The 17,205-nt window shown below is 65.8% G+C and carries 15 protein-coding genes; 12 read left to right on the top strand and 3 right to left on the bottom strand.

Features of this window, described 5'->3' with window-relative positions; genetic code table 11:
* Positions 1–23: 23 nt before the first annotated feature.
* Positions 24–1,115 (bottom strand): iron-sulfur cluster carrier protein ApbC, encoded by a 1,092-nt coding sequence (apbC, locus tag D6C00_RS04440; protein ID WP_125180487.1) that lies wholly within the window; start codon positions 1,113–1,115, stop codon positions 24–26.
* Between the two features lie 301 nt (positions 1,116–1,416).
* On the opposite strand from apbC, the gene metG reads away from it, so the two are divergent.
* From metG to D6C00_RS04475, 7 genes are all read left to right on the top strand, one after another.
* Positions 1,417–3,465 carry a methionine--tRNA ligase gene (gene metG, locus D6C00_RS04445; RefSeq protein ID WP_125180488.1) on the top strand — a complete coding sequence of 683 codons (2,049 nt, stop codon included), beginning with the start codon at positions 1,417–1,419 and terminating at the stop codon, positions 3,463–3,465.
* A 270-nt stretch (positions 3,466–3,735) separates the two neighbouring features.
* Positions 3,736–4,314 carry an electron transport complex subunit RsxA gene (gene rsxA / locus D6C00_RS04450; protein WP_125180489.1) on the top strand — a complete coding sequence of 193 codons (579 nt, stop codon included), beginning with the start codon at positions 3,736–3,738 and terminating at the stop codon, positions 4,312–4,314.
* A gap of 5 nt (positions 4,315–4,319) precedes the next feature.
* Positions 4,320–4,895: an electron transport complex subunit RsxB gene (gene rsxB / locus D6C00_RS04455; protein ID WP_125180490.1), complete on the top strand. Its 576-nt coding sequence runs from the start codon at positions 4,320–4,322 to the stop codon at positions 4,893–4,895.
* Positions 4,888–6,471, top strand: a complete 1,584-nt coding sequence (gene rsxC / locus D6C00_RS04460) for an electron transport complex subunit RsxC (RefSeq protein ID WP_241546794.1) — start codon at positions 4,888–4,890, stop codon at positions 6,469–6,471. Before rsxB ends, rsxC begins: the two co-directional genes overlap by 8 nt.
* A 4-nt stretch (positions 6,472–6,475) precedes the next feature.
* Positions 6,476–7,510, top strand: coding sequence for an electron transport complex subunit RsxD (rsxD, locus tag D6C00_RS04465; RefSeq protein WP_125180491.1), 1,035 nt, complete (start codon positions 6,476–6,478; stop codon positions 7,508–7,510).
* The gene (gene rsxG / locus D6C00_RS04470) at positions 7,507–8,166 is read left to right on the top strand and encodes an electron transport complex subunit RsxG (protein ID WP_177433199.1); all 660 of its coding nucleotides are present in this window, start codon (positions 7,507–7,509) and stop codon (positions 8,164–8,166) included. Before rsxD ends, rsxG begins: the two co-directional genes overlap by 4 nt.
* On the top strand, positions 8,159–8,842 hold the full coding sequence (locus tag D6C00_RS04475) for an electron transport complex subunit E (RefSeq protein ID WP_125180492.1): 684 nt from the start codon (positions 8,159–8,161) through the stop codon (positions 8,840–8,842). Before rsxG ends, D6C00_RS04475 begins: the two co-directional genes overlap by 8 nt.
* 4 nt (positions 8,843–8,846) lie before the next feature.
* Here the strand turns inward: D6C00_RS04475 and D6C00_RS04480 are convergent, their stop codons facing one another.
* Positions 8,847–11,711: an EAL domain-containing protein gene (locus D6C00_RS04480; protein ID WP_158675286.1), complete on the bottom strand. Its 2,865-nt coding sequence runs from the start codon at positions 11,709–11,711 to the stop codon at positions 8,847–8,849.
* A gap of 237 nt (positions 11,712–11,948) precedes the next feature.
* Between D6C00_RS04480 and nth the strand changes: the two genes are divergently transcribed.
* From nth to D6C00_RS04505, 5 genes are all read left to right on the top strand, one after another.
* Positions 11,949–12,587 carry an endonuclease III gene (gene nth, locus D6C00_RS04485; protein ID WP_125180494.1) on the top strand — a complete coding sequence of 213 codons (639 nt, stop codon included), beginning with the start codon at positions 11,949–11,951 and terminating at the stop codon, positions 12,585–12,587.
* 247 nt (positions 12,588–12,834) lie between these two features.
* The gene (locus D6C00_RS04490; protein WP_125180495.1) at positions 12,835–13,161 is read left to right on the top strand and encodes an HvfA family oxazolone/thioamide-modified RiPP metallophore; all 327 of its coding nucleotides are present in this window, start codon (positions 12,835–12,837) and stop codon (positions 13,159–13,161) included.
* A 12-nt stretch (positions 13,162–13,173) separates the two neighbouring features.
* Complete coding sequence (locus tag D6C00_RS04495; RefSeq protein WP_125180496.1) at positions 13,174–14,043, top strand: HvfB family MNIO-type RiPP peptide maturase; 870 nt, start codon at positions 13,174–13,176, stop codon at positions 14,041–14,043.
* Positions 14,036–14,818: an HvfC family RiPP maturation protein gene (locus D6C00_RS04500; RefSeq protein WP_125180497.1), complete on the top strand. Its 783-nt coding sequence runs from the start codon at positions 14,036–14,038 to the stop codon at positions 14,816–14,818. The genes D6C00_RS04495 and D6C00_RS04500 overlap by 8 nt, the downstream gene beginning before the upstream one ends.
* A 144-nt stretch (positions 14,819–14,962) precedes the next feature.
* Positions 14,963–15,559 (top strand): HvfX family Cu-binding RiPP maturation protein, encoded by a 597-nt coding sequence (locus D6C00_RS04505; protein ID WP_125180498.1) that lies wholly within the window; start codon positions 14,963–14,965, stop codon positions 15,557–15,559.
* A gap of 37 nt (positions 15,560–15,596) precedes the next feature.
* On the opposite strand, the gene ppx is transcribed toward D6C00_RS04505, so the two are convergent.
* Positions 15,597–17,108 carry an exopolyphosphatase gene (gene ppx / locus D6C00_RS04510; RefSeq protein WP_125180499.1) on the bottom strand — a complete coding sequence of 504 codons (1,512 nt, stop codon included), beginning with the start codon at positions 17,106–17,108 and terminating at the stop codon, positions 15,597–15,599.
* Positions 17,109–17,205 lie beyond the last annotated feature (97 nt).

Consider the following 17,205-nt stretch of genomic DNA (forward strand, 5'->3'; position numbering starts at 1 on the left):
TTTTGTGATGCCCTTCCCGCCAATCAGTTGTTCTGGATGACGATCTTCGGGAACTTGGCCGCGTAGTTCTTGCCCTGGGTGGACAACCGGGCCGCGGTGCGGCGGGCGATGTCACGGTAGATCTGGGAGATGCGCGCCTCCGGCTCGGCCACCACGGTGGGCTTGCCGCTGTCGGTCTCCTCGCGGATGCGGATGTCCAGCGGCAGGGCGCCGAGCAGATCGACGTCGTACTGCTCCGACATGCGCTGGCCGCCGCCCTCGCCGAAGATGTGCTCTTCGTGGCCGCAGTTGCTGCAGATGTGAGTGCTCATGTTCTCCACGATGCCCAGCACCGGCACCTCGACCTTCTGGAACATCTTCAAACCCTTGCGGGCGTCCAGCAGGGCGATGTCCTGCGGGGTGGTGACGATGACCGCGCCCGAGACCGGCACCTGCTGGGCCAGGGTGAGCTGGGTGTCGCCGGTACCCGGCGGCAGGTCGATGACCAGGTAGTCCAGCTCGGCCCAGTTGGTGTCGTTCAGCAGCTGCTGCAGCGCCTGGGTGACCATGGGGCCGCGCCAGATCATCGGGGTCTCTTCATCGACCAGGAAGCCGATGGACATGGCCTGGACGCCGTGGGCGACCACGGGCTCGAGGGTCTTGCCGTCCTTGGATTCCGGCTGGCCATGCACGCCCAGCATGCGCGGCATGCTGGGGCCGTAGATGTCGGCGTCCAGCACGCCCACCTTGGCGCCCTCGGCGGCCAGCGCCAGGGCCAGGTTGACCGCGGTGGTGGACTTGCCCACGCCGCCCTTGCCGGAGGCCACGGCAATGATGTTCTTGATGCCCTGGATCGGCTCCACGCCCTTCTGCACGGCATGGGAGACGATGTTGGTGGAGATGTTCACGGCGACATCGCTCACGCCCTCGACCTTGCCGGCCAGCTCGGCCAGCTTGGCCTTGAGCTCGTCCTCGTACCCACTGGCCGGGAAGCCCAGCACCACGTCGATGGTGACCTTGCCCCCGTCAACGGCGATATTCCTGATGCACTTCGCGCTGACCAGATCCTTTTCCATGTAGGGATCGACGTAGTCTTTCAGCGCGGTCTCGATCTGCGCTTGGGATACCTCAGCCATGTCCGTTCAACCTCCAAATGCTTTTGGATTCAGGTGGCCGGCCCGCCAGGAGCCCGGGCCACCCCGAAAAATTCCAGCCGCTTATTGTACCTAACCTGCCGGCGGCCTGTCTCGAAAAACCCCGGCGTCCACCGGATTCGGGCAACATGCCAGACCCGGCCGGCCCGAGGCGGTTACGAGGGTCGGTAATATGTCATAATTCGCCCTCGCTCGCGCTATAACCCAGAATGCACAAGGTTTTGGGCCGGTGCGCGCCCCCTCCGGACGGGCCGCACCGGCCCTGCCGGACCAAGAGGAACCCATGTCAGAGAACCCGCGCCGAATCCTGGTCACCAGCGCCCTGCCCTACGCCAACGGGCCGATCCATCTGGGGCACCTGGTCGAGTACATCCAGACCGACATCTGGGTCCGCTTCCAGAAGCTGCGCGGCCACCAGTGCTGGTACGTCTGCGCCGACGATGCCCACGGCACCCCCATCATGCTGCGGGCCCGGGCCGAGGGCATCTCCCCTGAGGCACTCATCGCCCGGGTCGCACAGGAACACCAGGCCGATTTCACCGGCTTCGCCATCGAATTCGACAACTACGGCAGCACCCACTCGGCGGAGAACCGCGCGCTCGCCAGCCGGATCTACCTCGCCAACCGCGACGCCGGCCATATCCATACCCGCACCATCCAGCGCCCCTATGACCCGCAGGAACAGATGTTCCTGCCGGACCGTTTCATCAAGGGCACCTGTCCGCGCTGCGGCGCCGAGGACCAGTACGGGGATTCCTGCGAGGTCTGCGGGGCGACCTATGAACCCTCCGAGGTGAAGAACCCGGTCTCCGCCCTGTCCGGCGCCACCCCGGTGCTGAAGGACACCGAGCAGTACTTCTTCGATCTCGGTCACTTCGAGCAGTCGCTGCGGGCCTGGACCCACGGCGGCCAGCTGCAGCCGCCCATCGCCGCCAAGCTCAACGAGTGGTTCGAGGGCGGGCTGAAGGACTGGGAGATCTCCCGCGACGCCCCCTATTTCGGCTTCGAGATCCCCGGCGCGCCGGACAAGTTCTTCTATGTCTGGATGGATGCGCCCATCGGCTACATGGCCAGCTTCAAGCAGCTGTGCGACAGGGCCGGGCTGGACTTCGAGGACTGGTGGCAGAAGGATTCGGAGACCGAGCTGTATCACTTCATCGGCAAGGACATCGCCTACTTCCACACCCTGTTCTGGCCCGCCATGCTGGAGGGCGCCGGGCTGCGCAAGCCGACCAAGGTGTTCTGCCACGGCTTTCTCACCGTCAACGGGTCCAAGATGTCCAAGTCCCGCGGCACCTTCATCAAGGCGCGCACCTATCTCGATCACCTCAACCCGGAGGCACTGCGCTACTACTTCGCCGCCAAGCTTTCCGATGGCATCGACGACATCGATCTCAACCTGGAGGACTTCATCCAGCGGGTGAACTCGGACCTGGTGGGCAAGTACGTCAACATCGCCAGCCGCGCGGCCGGCTTCCTGACCAAACACTTCGACGGCCGGTTCGCCCCGGCCGCCGAGTTCGGCGATGAGGCCTACTGGGAGGGCGTCAAGGGCGGCGAGTTCCTGATCGCCGAGGCCTACGAGAACCGCCGATACAGCGAGGTCATGCGCCGGATCATGCAGATCGCCGACGAGGTCAACGAGTACTTCGATGCGGAAAAGCCCTGGATCCTGGCCAGGGACGAGGGCAGGCGCGCCGAGCTGCAGCGGGTCTGCTCGCGCACCCTGCACGCCTTCTACATCCTGTCCATCTATCTCGCCCCGGTGCTGCCGGTGACCGCCGCCCGCGTGGCCCGCGAGCTGTTCGGGCTGGAGCGCGACCTGCGCTGGGACGACCTGGAACAGATACCGACCCGCGTCAACGCCTTCAAGCACCTGATGACCCGTATCGAACCGAAAGAGGTGGAAGCCATGCTCGAACAGTCGAAACAGGATATGGCCGCCGAGCCCGCAAAACAGCCCGTCCCGCCGGCCGACAGTCCGCTGGTGAAGGACCCCATCGCCCCGGAGATCGGCTTCGACGATTTCGCCAGAGTGGATCTGCGCGTGGCGCGCATCGCCCGGGCCGAGTCCGTCGAGGGCGCCGACAAGCTGCTGCGGCTGACCCTGGACCTGGGTGGCGAGTCCCGGACCGTGTTCGCCGGCATCAAGTCGGCCTACGCCCCGGCGGACCTGGAGGGCCGGCTGACGGTAATGGTGGCCAATCTGGCCCCGCGCAGGATGCGCTTCGGCGTCTCCGAGGGGATGGTGCTGGCGGCCGGACCCGGCGGCAGTGAGCTGTTCATCCTGAATCCGGACAGCGGCGCACAGCCGGGCATGAAGGTGAAGTGATTGATCTGGGTCAGTGCGCCCCGCCACGCCCGGCGGGCAGGCTCGGTATAATGGTATCTGGTGATACCTTTGAGTCACTGCGGTTTTATCAGTTCCGGCGTTCCCGTCATTGCGAGCGTAGCGAAGCAATCTCGTAATGAAGAATCAGCCGCTTAGAGATTGCCGCGGCGCTTCGCGCCGCGCAATGACCAATAGTCAGGGTCTCTTGGAACCAAAGTCCGCAACCACCGTGACTGTTATCCGCCCGCGGCAGCCATTAACCTGTAGGCCATGACCGAATACCTCCTGATCCTGATCAGCACCGTCCTGGTGAACAACTTCGTCCTGGTGAAGTTTCTCGGACTGTGCCCCTTCATGGGCGTGTCGCGCAAACTGGAGACGGCCACCGGCATGGGCCTGGCCACCACCTTTGTGCTGACCCTGTCCTCGATCTGCAGCTATCTGGCCAATGAATACCTGCTGGCCCCGCTGGGTCTGGAGTATCTGCGCACCATCACCTTCATCCTGGTCATCGCCGTGGTGGTGCAGTTCACCGAAATGGTGGTGCACAAGACCAGCCCGCTGCTCTATCAGGTGCTGGGTATCTTCCTGCCGCTGATCACCACCAACTGCGCGGTGCTGGGCGTGGCCCTGCTCAACGTGCAGGAGCAGCACGGCTTCCTGGAATCGGCGGTCTACGGCTTCGGCGCCGCGGTGGGCTTTTCCCTGGTGCTGGTGCTGTTTGCCGCCATCCGCGAGCGGGTGGCCGTGGCCGACGTGCCGACACCCTTCCAGGGCGCGTCCATTGCGCTCATCACGGCCGGGCTGATGTCGCTGGCCTTCATGGGCTTCACGGGGCTGGTCAAGTGACGGGCGTGCTCGGTGCCGTACTCGCCCTGGGGCTGCTGGCCGCCGTGTTCGGCCTGCTGCTGGGCTATGCCGCCATCCGCTTCAAGGTGGAATCCGATCCGGTGGTCGACCAGATCAATGCCATCCTGCCCCAGACCCAGTGCGGCCAGTGCGGCTACGCCGGCTGCCGGCCCTACGCCGAGGCCATCGCCGCCGGCGAGGCCGAGATCAACCAGTGCCCGCCCGGCGGCGAGGCCGGCATCCGGGCGCTGGCCGACCTGCTGGGGCGCGATTTCGTCCCCCTGAATGAGGAGGAGCACGGCGAGCACAAGGGCAGGATGGTGGCCGTGATCGACGAACAGATATGCATCGGCTGCACCCTGTGCATCCAGGCCTGCCCGGTCGATGCCATCCTGGGCGCGGCCAAGCATATGCATACCGTGATCGAGGAGGAATGCACCGGCTGCGAGCTGTGCATCGAGCCCTGTCCGGTGGACTGCATCGACATGGTCCCGGTACCGGAAGACATCAATCAGTGGCGGTGGCCGTCGCCGGACGAGCGGCGCATCGACATCGCCGACCGGAGCACTGCCAGTGGCTGATCATGCCGGCGACCATGAGCGGCTGGACCTGTCCCGCCTGCACCATTTCCACGGCGGGCTGAAACTGCCCGAGTGCAAGGCGGCCGCCACCGCCACGCCGCTGCGCACGCTGCCGGTGCCGCCGCGATTGATCCTGCCGCTGCAGCAGCACATCGGCGAACCGGCCCGACCGGTGGTGGCGATCGGCGACCAGGTCAGGAAGGGCCAGCTGATCGCCCGCGCCGAGGGTTATGTCAGCGTGCCGGTGCATGCCTCCACCTCGGGCCGGGTAACCGACATCGGCGACTATCCCGTGCCTCACCCCTCCGGACTGAGTGCGCCGGCCATCGTGATCGACAGCGACGGCGACGACACGCCGGTCGCCGGCACACCGCACGGCGACTACCGCAGCCTGGATCCGAGCGAACTGCGCAACCGCATTCGCCGTGCCGGCATCGTCGGGCTGGGCGGGGCCGGCTTTCCCACCTTCATCAAGATGAACCCGGGCCCGCACAAGCCGGTCGATCTTCTGCTTATCAACGGCGCCGAGTGCGAGCCCTACATCAGCTGTGACGACATGCTGATGCGCGAGCGCCCGCAGGAGGTCATCGAAGGCATCCACATCCTCATGCACGCCCTGCAGGTCGGGACCTGCGTGATCGGGGTGGAGGACAACAAACCCGAGGCGATCGCCGCCCTGGAGCAGACCGTGGCGGCCGACCACCGGCTGGGCGACATCCGCGTCCAGGCCATCCCCACCCTGTATCCGTCCGGGGGCGAGAAGCAGCTGATCCGGATCCTGACCGGGCGCGAGGTGCCCAGCCAGGGCCTGCCGGCTGACATCGGCATCGTCTGCCAGAACCCGGCCACGGTGGCGGCGGTCTACCACGCCATTCACCGCAACGAGCCGCTGATATCGCGCATCGTCACCGTCACCGGCACCGGGGTGGAGGCACCGGCCAACCTGGAGGTGCGCATCGGCACCCCCATGCGGCACCTGATCGAGGCCTGCGGCGGCTATACCCCGGGCGTGGACCGCATGCTCATGGGCGGACCCATGATGGGCTTTGCCCTGACCAGCGATGCCCTGCCGGTGACCAAGACCACCAACTGCCTGCTGGCCACCACGCGCGAGGAGCTGCCGCCACCGGAACCGCCGCGTCCCTGCATCCGCTGCGGCGAATGCGTACGCGTGTGCCCCGCGCAGCTGCTGCCGCAGCAGCTGTACTGGTTCGCCCACGCCAGGGATTTCGACAAGGCGCAGGACTACAACCTGTTCGACTGCATCGAATGCGGCTGCTGCGCCTATGTGTGTCCCAGCCGGCTGCCGCTGGTACAGTACTACCGCTTTGCCAAGACCGAGATCTGGGCCCAGGAACGCGACCGCATCAAGGCCGATATCGCCCGCCAGCGTCATGAATCCCGGCAGGAACGTCTGGAACGGGAAAAACGCGAACGCGCCGAACGCCTCAAGCGCAAGAAACAGGCCGTGCGCGAAGGCGACGACAACAGCAAACAGGCCGCCATCCAGGCGGCGCTGGAACGGGCCAGGGCCAGAAAGCAGACCGGTGCCGACAGCCCGGAAAAGAGCGACTGAAAGCATGGAATTCCGCACCTACAGCTCCCCGCACCTGTCCGGCACGAACCACGTCGGCCGGCTGATGCGCGGTGTCATGCTGGCCGCCCTGCCGGGCCTGATCCTGGCCTGGTGGTTCTTCGGCTGGGGTGTGCTGGTCAACCTGGTGCTGGCGGTGAGCACCTGCATCGGCGCCGAGGCCGCCATGCTGCGGATGCGCCGGCGTCCGGTACGGGTCACCCTGGGCGACGGCAGTGCAGCCCTGACCGGACTGCTGCTGGCCCTGGCCCTGCCACCCTTCGCGCCCTGGTGGATCCCGGTACTGGGCGCTCTGTTCGCCATTGTCATTGCCAAGCAGCTCTATGGCGGACTGGGCTACAACCCCTTCAACCCGGCCATGGTCGGGTATGTGGTGCTGCTGATCTCCTTCCCGCGCGAGATGACCCTGTGGGCCCCGCCCCAGGAACTGGCCGATGCCCGGCTGTCGCTGGTGCAGACCCTGGCCTGGTCACTGCTCGGCACCCTGCCGGCGGGAACCGGCATCGACGCCATCAGCATGGCCACGCCGCTGGACACCATCAAGACCCAGCTGGGACTGGGCCTGACGCTGACCGAGATCCAGGCCGGGCCGCGGTTCGGCAGCCTCGGCGGCTACGGCTGGGAATGGGTCAATCTCGGCTTCCTGCTGGGTGGCGGCTGGCTGCTGTATCGCGGCACCATCCAGTGGCAGATCCCGGCGGGGTTTCTCGGCGGGCTGTTCGTCATGGCACTGCTGTTCTACGCCGCCGACAGCGACACCTATGCCTCGCCACTGTTTCACCTGTTCAGTGGCGCGGCCATGCTGGGGGCCTTCTTCATCGCCACCGACCCGGTCTCGGCCAGCACCACGCCGCGCGGACGGCTGGTCTATGGCATCGGCATCGGGATCCTGGTCTACATCATCCGCGCCTGGGGCGGTTATCCCGACGGCGTGGCCTTCGCCGTGCTGCTGATGAACATGGCCGTGCCGACCATCGACTACTACACCCAGCCCCGGGTCTACGGACAGGGCGGGGAATGAGCGACTACCGCCACATCCTGTTCACCGGCGTGCTGCTGTTCGCCTTCGCCGCGATCGGCACCAGCATGGTGGCCGTGACCTACGAACAGAGCCGGGAGCAGATCGAGCGCAATGAACGCCAGGTACTGCGCCGTCAGCTCAACCAGGTCATCAGCCCCGAGCGCTACGACAATAACCTGCTCGAGGACAGGATCGAGATCAGCGACCCCGGGCTCGGCGCGGGCAGGCCGGTGACCGTCTACCGCGCCTACATGCAGGAGACCCCCGTGGCGGCGGTGTTCACCAGCGTGGCACCGGACGGCTACAATGGGAGCATCCGGCTGCTGGTCGGCATCGATGTCAATGGCATCGTCACCGGTGTACGGGTGCTCTCACACCGGGAAACGCCGGGGCTGGGCGATGCCATCGAGGCCGGCCGCTCCGACTGGATCGAGGGTTTCGCCGGCCGCAGCCTGGGCGACCCGCCGGTGCAGCGCTGGCGGGTCAGGCGCGACGGCGGTGTCTTCGACCAGTTCACCGGCGCCACCATCACCCCGCGGGCCGTGGTCAACGCCATCAGAAAGACGCTGCTGTACTTCGACGAACACCAGGAGGAGATTCTCGCCCGGCCGGCGCCGGACGGGGCACAGGCGGACGAGGAGACACACGATGAGTGAGACCAGCTACCCCGAGATCGCCCGCAACGGCCTGTGGAACAACAACCCGGCGCTGGTGCAGCTGCTGGGGCTGTGCCCGCTGCTGGCCGTGACCACCACCTTCATCAACGGCCTGGGCCTGGGCATCGCCACCACCCTGACCCTGATCATCTCCAACTCGGTGGTCTCCGCCATTCGCAAGCTGGTCCGCCCCGAGGTCCGCATCCCGGTGTTCGTGCTGGTGATCGCCTCGACGGTGACGGTCATCGAGATCAGCATGAACGCCTGGTTTCACGAGCTGTATCTGATCCTGGGAATCTTCATCCCTCTGATCGTCACCAACTGCTCCATCATCGGCCGGGCCGAGGCCTTCGCCTCCAAGAACCGGCTGCGCGCGGCCTTCACCGACGGTCTGGCCATGGGACTGGGTTTCACCGCCGTGCTGGTCACGCTGGGCGCGCTGCGCGAGATCATCGGCAAGGGCACCCTGTTCGCCCAGTCGCACCTGATGTTCGGCGAGCTGGCGGCGAACTGGTCCCTGACCCTGATCGATGACTACCGCGGTTTTCTGCTGGCGGTGCTGCCCCCCGGGGCCTTCATCGGCCTGGGGCTGATCATCGCGGTCAAGAACCTGATCGACCAGCGCCGCGCCCGTCGCCCGGTGCGTGCCGCGGCGGGCGAAACCGCCCCAGCCTGAGGCTTCAGGCGGGCGAGAGCGGCTCGCCGGGCGCCGGCAGCAACCGGGGGCGGGCGATACCGTAGCCCTGGACATAATCCACGCCGATCTCCTGCAGCACCTCGCGGATGGCATCGCTTTCGACGAATTCGGCGATGGTACCGATCCCCATGACGTGGCCGATATCGCGGATGGCGGTGACCATCGCCCGGTCGACCGGATCGCTGAGAATATCCTTGACGAAGGCGCCGTCGATCTTGAGGTAGTCCACCGGCAGCTCCTTCAAATACCCGAACGAGGACATGCCGCTGCCGAAATCGTCCAGCGCGAAGCGGCAGCCCAGCTTCTTCAGCTCCCGGATCAGACGGATGGCCGCGCTCAGGTTGGTCACGGCGGCGGTTTCGGTGATTTCGAAACAGAGCTTGTCCGCGGGCAGGCCGCTTTCCCGGATACGCCGGATGAGAAAGCCGTGGAAGTCCTCATCACTGAGCGAGGTACCGGACAGGTTGATCGAGCACAGTGCCAGCCGCGACAGCTCACCGGGACTGGCCTGCAGCCAGTCCAGCACGGCACCCACCACCCAGCGGTCGATGGCCGGCATCAGGTTGTAGCGCTCGGCGGCCGGCAGGAAGGCGCCCGGGGGAATCATCTCGGCACCGCGGTTGCACAGGCAGACCAGCATCTCGCAGTGCAGCGCCCCGTTACCACCGCCGGCCGGCTCAATGAGTTGATAGCGCAGACAGAAATGATCCTCGGCCAGGGCCTCCTGCAGGCGGGCGACCCATTGCATCTCGCCGTGACGCTGGACCATTTCCACATCATCGCGCTGATACAGGTGAATACGGTTGCGCCCGGCCTCCTTGGCCATGTAGCAGGCGGCATCGGCCTGGGCCAGTGCGCTGCCCACATCGCGGGTGGAACGGTCGATACCGGCCACGCCGATACTCACGCCCAGAGTGAAGGACTTGTTCTCCCAGATGAAGCGGAACTCCTGCACGGTCCGCGCCAGCTCCTGGGCGATGCGCAGCGCCTCCTCGACCTGGCAGTTCTCCAGCAGCACGCCGAACTCGTCGCCGCCGAGCCGGCCCAGCATGTCGGTGTGGCGGATGCGATCGTGCAGCAGGGTGCTGAGCTGGCGCAGCAGCTCGTCCCCGGCAACATGGCCACAGGTGTCGTTGACCACCTTGAACTGGTCCAGATCCAGATAACACAGGACATGCTCGTTGCCGTGGCGGTGCGATGAATCCAGCGCCATGCGCAGGCGCTGCTCGAAGGCATGCCGGTTGACCAGACCGGTCAGGGCATCGTGCGTGGCCAGGTAATCCATCCTGCGGTTCAGTTCCCGTGCCTCGGTCACGTCCCGGAACACCACCACGGCGCCGGTGACCCGATCGCTCTCGGTGGTCGGATAGGCCGAATACTCCACCGGGAAGCACTCGCCGTCACTGCGCCGCAGCAGCTCGCCATCGGCGCGTTCCCCGCGGCCACTGGTCATAACGCTGAACACCAGGGACTCCGACGCGGATGCCGGCTGCGCATCACCGCCGGTGCAGTGGATCAGGTCCTGGATGGGGTGACCGATCACCTGCTCACGCTCCAGCCCGAGCATGCGCAGAGCGGCATTGTTGATGAAGGTGCACTGCCCTTCCCGATTCACGCCGTAGATCCCCTCGCCGGCCGATTCCATCAACACCCGGATATGGGCGTTCAGCCGGCGCAGTTCGTCCTCGGTCTCGCGGGTACGGGTCAGATCGCGCAGCGCCATCAGGATCGCCCCGACCTTGGCGTCCGTGCCGCGAATCATACGCACCATGATTTCGATGGGACGTCCCACCGGGTTGTCGGGATGATCGGCCTCCATTGTGACCAGCGTGTCCTCGCGCGCCTGACGGGCACGGCACACGGGACAGGGCACGGGTTCACCGTGCGGATGCATGATCTCCATGATGCTGCGGCCCAGGGCCGTCTCCGGGGTCAGCCCGGTCAGCTCGTAGAAGGCACGGTTGGCACGCACGATGCGATCATCGAGGTCCACCACATAGACCGCGTCCTGGAAGAAATCCATGATGTGGTCCCACTGGGCGTGGGAATCCTGCAACGCCTTTTCCGCCAGCACCCGGTCGGTGATGTCCAGGGTGGTACCGATCAGACGGGCCGGCCGGCCATCGGCATCGAAGCCGACCCGTCCCTGCTGCAACACGTGCCGTTCCCCGCCGCCGTCCAGCCGCACCCGGTGCTCGACCCGGTACAGTTTCACGTCCCCCTGCAGGGCACGCTCGATCTCCAGCACCACGGCGGCGCGGTCCTCGGGATGCACGGCATCGAGGAACTTCTGGTAGCTTGCGGAAACCCGGCCCGGCGTATAACCGAGCAAGCGGTATTCCTCCTCGGACCAGGCGGCCATGCCGGTGCGGATATCCAGTTCCCAGCTGCCCATGTGCACCAGGGCCTCGGCCTCGCTGTGGCGCTGCTCGCTGCGTCGCAACCGGGCGATGGCGTCATGATATTCCGTAATGTCCTGACGGAGACCGGCCATCCGCTCCACCCGGCCCTGGCGGTCGCGGATCAGGCTGCCGGCGAGCAGGTAGCAGCGCGGCGTCCCGGTCTCGGGAAGGCTGCGATACTCGACATGCAGGGTGGCGCTGTCACCCGCCAGCACCGACTCGATCTCGTCCACGACCCGCTGGCGGTCCGCCGGATGGATGCGGCTGAGGAAGGCCTGGTAATGCGGGGGAGCGGGACGCGTGCCATCGTCCCCGGACCAGCGCATCCGGCTGCTGTCCAGTTCCCAGTCCCAGGTCTGGATGTGCGCAGCCGCCAGTGCCGGATCGAGTGCGCTGTCGGCCAGGGCTGACAACGGCTGGGGGACGGATTCCGATTCGATCATCATAGGTTCAATCCCGGCACGCGAAACTGCCGGTCCGGTATTGGGCGAAGCCGGCCGGCATCCGGCCATGCCGCCGTGTTGTCTTATAGTGTGGACCAGCCCCGGGGATCCATCCCTGCGGCAGTGTTAACAGGTCCTGAATAGACGATTTATTGACGGCATTCATTCCCCGGCCATCGCAATCCGGGCCGACTCCGGTACAATACTCGGAGCCAAGCCATTGAAATCAATGAGTTGAAAATGAACAAGACGCAGCGCGAGGCCATCTTCAGACGCCTGCAGGAAGCCAATCCCGAACCAACCACCGAGCTGCGCTATGGCAACCATTTCCAGCTGCTGATCGCCGTGATCCTTTCCGCCCAGGCCACCGACCGCAGCGTCAATCAGGCCACGGCCGCTCTGTTCCGCCGGGTGCGCACCCCGCAGGCCATGCTCGAACTGGGCGAGGCGGGCCTGAAGCAGCACATCAGGACCATCGGCCTGTACAACAGTAAGGCAAAGAACATCATCGCCACCTGCCGCATCCTGGTCGAACGGCATGGCGGCAAGGTGCCGCGCGAGCGCCAGGCGCTGGAGGCCCTGCCCGGGGTGGGCCGCAAGACCGCCAACGTGATCCTGAACACCGCCTTCGGCGAGCCGACCATCGCGGTCGATACTCACATCTTCCGGGTCGCCAATCGCACCGGCATCGCCCCCGGCAGGACCGTGCTGCAGGTGGAGAAGAAGCTGCTCAGGGCCGTACCCGAACCCTATCTGAAGAATGCCCACCACTGGCTGATCCTGCACGGCCGTTATACCTGCACTGCACGTCGGCCGCGGTGTCCGGACTGTCCGATCCGGGACCTGTGCGAGTACCGGCACAAGCCAGAGGCCGGTTGACACCGCCGAAGCGCCGGCAGCAGGCGCTTCGGCAGTTTCAACCGGCCCTGGTGGACTGATCGGTCCAGATTCAGGCATCCTGACGGGAACTGTGACCGCCGGCGGCTGTCTGCTGGGAAGGTGGCCCGAAACCGGGGAACCTTTCACCGCGATGGCGGGTCACATGCAATGCAGTTCCGGCCCGGCCGGCACTGATAATCCGATCGGCCTTACCGGCCGGCACAACAAGACAACTGGAGGTACGACCATGTCACAGCAGTCCAACAGCAAACCCCTCGCGCTCGCCATCGGCACCGCCTTCGCCGCATCCCTTGCCGCCGGCAGCGTCAGTGCAGCAGAGAACCCCTTCCAGCAGGCCGAACTGGCCTCCGGCTACATAGTGGCCGACGCCCATGAAGGCAAGTGCGGCGAAGGCAAGTGCGGTGAAGGCAAGAAGGACAAAGCCGAAGGCAAGTGCGGTGAAGGCAAATGCGGCGAAGACAAGAAGAGCAAGGCCGAGGGCAAGTGCGGTGAAGGCAAGAAGGACAAGGCCGAGGGCAAGTGTGGTGAAGGCAAGTGCGGCGGCAGCAAGTAACAGGCTAGCCCCGTGAGTTCGGCAACCTATCCTGTCAACGGCGCCGGACTGGGACTGCGGCGGACCCTGATGGGTCCGCTCGCGGACCATCCTCCCGAGCAGGTGCACTTCATGGAAGTGGCACCGGAGAACTGGATCGGCGTGGGCGGACGTTTCGGACGCCGGCTGCGCGAGTTCACCGAACGCTATCCCTTCGTCACTCACGGCCTGTCGCTGTCGCTCGGCGGCCCCGCACCGCTGGATGAGGCCCTGGTGCACAAGGTCAGGCGCTTTCTCGATGAGCACGGGATCCGCTTCTGCACCGAGCACCTGAGCTACTGCAGCGACGACGGTCATCTCTATGACCTGATGCCCATCCCCTTCACCGAATCCGCCGTCCGCCACGTGGCGCAGCGTATCCGCCGCACCCAGGACATTCTGGAACGCCGCATCGCGGTGGAGAACGTTTCCTACTATGCCGCTCCGCAACAGGAGATGAGCGAGATCGAATTCATCAACGCCGTCCTGGAGGAGGCCGATTGCGACCTGCTGCTGGACGTGAACAATATCTACGTCAACAGCGTCAACCACGGCTATGACCCCGAAGCCTTTCTGGACCGGGTCGATCCACGGCGCATCGCCTACCTCCATGTCGCCGGCCACTACAACGAGGCCGAGGACCTCATCGTGGACACCCACGGTGCCGATGTCATCGACCCGGTCTGGGACCTGCTGGACCGGACCTATGCCCGTTTCGGCGTCATCCCCACCCTGCTGGAGCGCGATTTCAACATCCCGCCGCTGCCGCAGCTGCTGGAGGAACTGGACCACATCCTGGCACTGCAACACAGGCATGGCGGCACCCGGGTGCCGGTAACCGAGGCCGGAGCCGAACATGGCTGAGGCCCGCGACTTCCAGGCTGCTCAGTATGCCTTCGCCGCGCATATCCGCGATCCGGAGCACCGGCCCGCACCCTCCGATGTGGAAGAGCGTCGCATGGCGATCTACCGCGAGCTGTTCTTCAACAACATCAGCGGCTTCCTGGCCGACACCCTGCCGGTACTGCACAGCCTGCTGCCGGAATCGCACTGGCAGGCCATGATGCGGGACTTCCTGGTCCGGCACCGCTGTCACTCGCCCTATTTCCTGGACATCCCGCGCGAGTTCCTCACCTACCTGGAGCACGACCGCGGTGCCCGGGCGGAAGACCCGCCCTTTCTCTACGAACTGGCCCATTACGAATGGGCCGAACTGGCCCTGTCGGTCGCCGACGAGGACACCCCGGCAGCGGATCCCGTACCCGGGCCCGAGCTGCTCGATGCACAGCTACAGGTCTCACCGCTGGCCTGGCCGTTCAACTACCGCTTCCCGGTGCATCGGATCGGTCCCGACTACCAACCCGATGCGCCGCCGCCGGCGCCGACCTACCTGCTGCTGTATCGCGACCCGGACGAGGCAGTGCGCTTCATCGAACTCAACGCCGTCAGCGCGCGGTTGCTGGCGCTGCTGCTCGAACATGCCGATGAGGCGGGCTACAGCGCCCGCCAGGCACTGGAGACGATCACCGCCGAACTCGACCATCCCGATCCGGGCGTGGTCATTGCCGGTGGCCGCGGGATCCTGGCCGACTGGCAGCACCGGCAGATCCTGTTCCACCCGGGCGAGTCCGCAGACTGATGCCGCGGCGGCTTCTGCCCGACTGACCCGACATGAGACACCGGCAACCGGATCCCGCCTTATTATGGACTGATCAGTACAATATAAACGGAACCACACCCGTCACTGGGCGAACATTTTCGCCGATAAACAAGGAGAAGCCCCATGCTGAACATGCTGCAAGGCCTGCAAAACCTTCTGGACCGCACCCGTGTGCTGGATTTTCTGGGGCCGCTGGCCCTGCGACTGTATCTCGCCCCGGTCTTCTGGATGGCGGGCACCAGCAAGTTGGGCGACATGGAAAACACCATCGCCTGGTTCGGCAACCCCGACTGGGGCCTGGGGTTGCCGGCGCCTGCGCTGATGGCCTGGCTGGCGGCCCTGACCGAGACGGTGGGAGCCCTGCTGCTGCTGGCCGGCTTCGCCGTGCGCTGGATCTCCCTGCCCCTGATGTTCACCATGCTCGTGGCGATGGTCACGGTGCACTGGCAGCACGGCTGGCAGGCAATCGCCGACGCCAAGTTCTGTCTGTTCAACTGTGCCGACGCCCAGGCCGCGGCCGAGCGCCTGTCCGCCGCCAGGGAGATACTCCGTGAACACGGCAATTATTCCTGGCTGACCGAACAGGGCTCCTTCGTGATCCTGAACAACGGCATCGAATTCGCCGCCACCTATTTCATCATGCTGCTGGTGCTGTTCTTCATGGGCGCCGGGCGCTACCTGAGTCTCGATTACTGGATCGCGCGGCGGTTCAGGCACTGAGGCCGGCACGCACCCCAGCCACCGGATCTGTCGCCGGTCAGGCAAATTCGAGCCGCAGACCGGCCGCGGCCAGATAATCCCGCTCCTCTTCCAGCCCGGCCCGGGTCAGGGGGTGGGCCTCAAGCCAGCCGGTGGGAAAACGCAGGGAGATGCCGTCCGGAGCGCAGCTCAACTCAAGCTCCCTGGACAGCTGATCCGAGCGTCCCCGCTGCAACAGCACCGCCAGGCGCAGCAGCAGGGTGATATACAGGACCTGCGGCGGCTGGGATTTCCACAGTTCCTTGCCGAGCTTGCGCCGGTGGCCACGCACGCAGCTGGCGAGCCGGGCCTGCTCGCCCAGCGAGAAACCGGCCATGTCCGAATTCTGGATCAGGTAGGCACCGTGCTTGTGGTACTGGCTGTGGGCAATGATCAGGCCCACCTCGTGCAGGCAGGCGGCCCAGTGCAGCCACTGCCGCCACTGCTCATCCAGACCCCAGCAGACCTGTACCTGGTCGAAGAACTGCAGCGCCAGCCGCTCCACCCGCAGGGCATGTTCCGTGTCTACCTGGTAGCGCTGCGCCATCGCCGCGACCGTGGCCTCGCGGATATCCTCATGCCGCATGCGCCCCAGCAGATCGAACAGCAGACCCTCACGCAGCGCACCGGTGGATACGTTCATGCGGTTCATCTTCAGCACCTCGAAGGCGGCGAACAGAATGGCGAAACCGCCGGCCAGCACCGGTCGGCGTTCCTCGGACAGCCCTTGTAATTTCAGCCGATCGGCATGGCCGGCGGCGAGCAGCGCTTTGCGCAGCCGCTTCAGGGCCGGATAGGTGATGCCCTGCTCCGACCAGCCTTCATTGATGATGATCTCCCGGACCGCCTTGATCGTGCCCGAGGCACCCGTCTCGGTCAGCCAGCCCAGATTGCGGATACGCGCCTGCATCGGCCGGAATTCCAGCTGCGCGGCCAGCACGGCGCGACGCATGGCCTCCTTGCTGATTTCACCATCGGGAAAGAAACGCTGGCTCATTGACACGCAGCCCATGTACAGGCTTTCCATGTACAGGGGCGAAAAACCCTCGCCGATGATCAGCTCGGTGCTGCCCCCGCCGATGTCCATGACCAGCCGCCGACCCGGCTCCGCGGCCACGCTGTGACTGACGCCCTGATAGATCAGGCGCGCCTCCTCGACACCGGAGATGATCTCGATGGGATGGCCGAGCGCGGCGCGTGCCTGCTCCAGGAAGGCGCCGTCGCGGTTGGCGCGGCGCAGGGTATTGGTACCCACCGCCCGCACCGCACCGGAGGGAAATTCCCGCAGCCGCTGGCCGAAGCGTTCCAGGCAGGCCAGGGCACGGGCACGCGCCTCCTCGCCCAGGCGGTGTTCCGGGGTCAGCCCCGCGGCCAGCCGCACCGGCTCACGCAGCCGGTCCAGGACCTTGACCTGGCCGTTGTCCTGGCTGGCGACGATCATGTGAAAGCTGTTCGAACCGAGGTCGACAGCGGCGATGGTAGCGGCCTCGGCGTCCGGCGCGGAGGGATTCTCTGCGGCGTCGATCTGCATGCCTGGTCCCGTCACGGTGATGATGCCGGCATCATACCGTCATTGCAGCGAGGGAGGCCAGAACCGGGCCGGAACGATGGACTTTGCGGCCAGACCG

Origin of the sequence: Thiohalobacter thiocyanaticus, assembly GCF_003932505.1 — a bacterium.
Classification (GTDB): domain Bacteria; phylum Pseudomonadota; class Gammaproteobacteria; order Thiohalobacterales; family Thiohalobacteraceae; genus Thiohalobacter; species Thiohalobacter thiocyanaticus.

Coding starts and splice junctions, on each gene's coding strand:
- rsxD (WP_125180491.1), top strand. CDS start 6,476: ATGGAATTCCGCACCTACAGCTCCCCGCACCTGTCCGGCACGAACCAC.
- D6C00_RS04490 (WP_125180495.1), top strand. CDS start 12,835: ATGTCACAGCAGTCCAACAGCAAACCCCTCGCGCTCGCCATCGGCACC.
- D6C00_RS04505 (WP_125180498.1), top strand. CDS start 14,963: ATGCTGAACATGCTGCAAGGCCTGCAAAACCTTCTGGACCGCACCCGT.
- ppx (WP_125180499.1), bottom strand. CDS start 17,108: ATGCAGATCGACGCCGCAGAGAATCCCTCCGCGCCGGACGCCGAGGCC.
- D6C00_RS04475 (WP_125180492.1), top strand. CDS start 8,159: ATGAGTGAGACCAGCTACCCCGAGATCGCCCGCAACGGCCTGTGGAAC.
- rsxA (WP_125180489.1), top strand. CDS start 3,736: ATGACCGAATACCTCCTGATCCTGATCAGCACCGTCCTGGTGAACAAC.
- nth (WP_125180494.1), top strand. CDS start 11,949: ATGAACAAGACGCAGCGCGAGGCCATCTTCAGACGCCTGCAGGAAGCC.
- D6C00_RS04500 (WP_125180497.1), top strand. CDS start 14,036: ATGGCTGAGGCCCGCGACTTCCAGGCTGCTCAGTATGCCTTCGCCGCG.
- D6C00_RS04480 (WP_158675286.1), bottom strand. CDS start 11,711: ATGATGATCGAATCGGAATCCGTCCCCCAGCCGTTGTCAGCCCTGGCC.
- metG (WP_125180488.1), top strand. CDS start 1,417: ATGTCAGAGAACCCGCGCCGAATCCTGGTCACCAGCGCCCTGCCCTAC.
- apbC (WP_125180487.1), bottom strand. CDS start 1,115: ATGGCTGAGGTATCCCAAGCGCAGATCGAGACCGCGCTGAAAGACTAC.
- rsxG (WP_177433199.1), top strand. CDS start 7,507: ATGAGCGACTACCGCCACATCCTGTTCACCGGCGTGCTGCTGTTCGCC.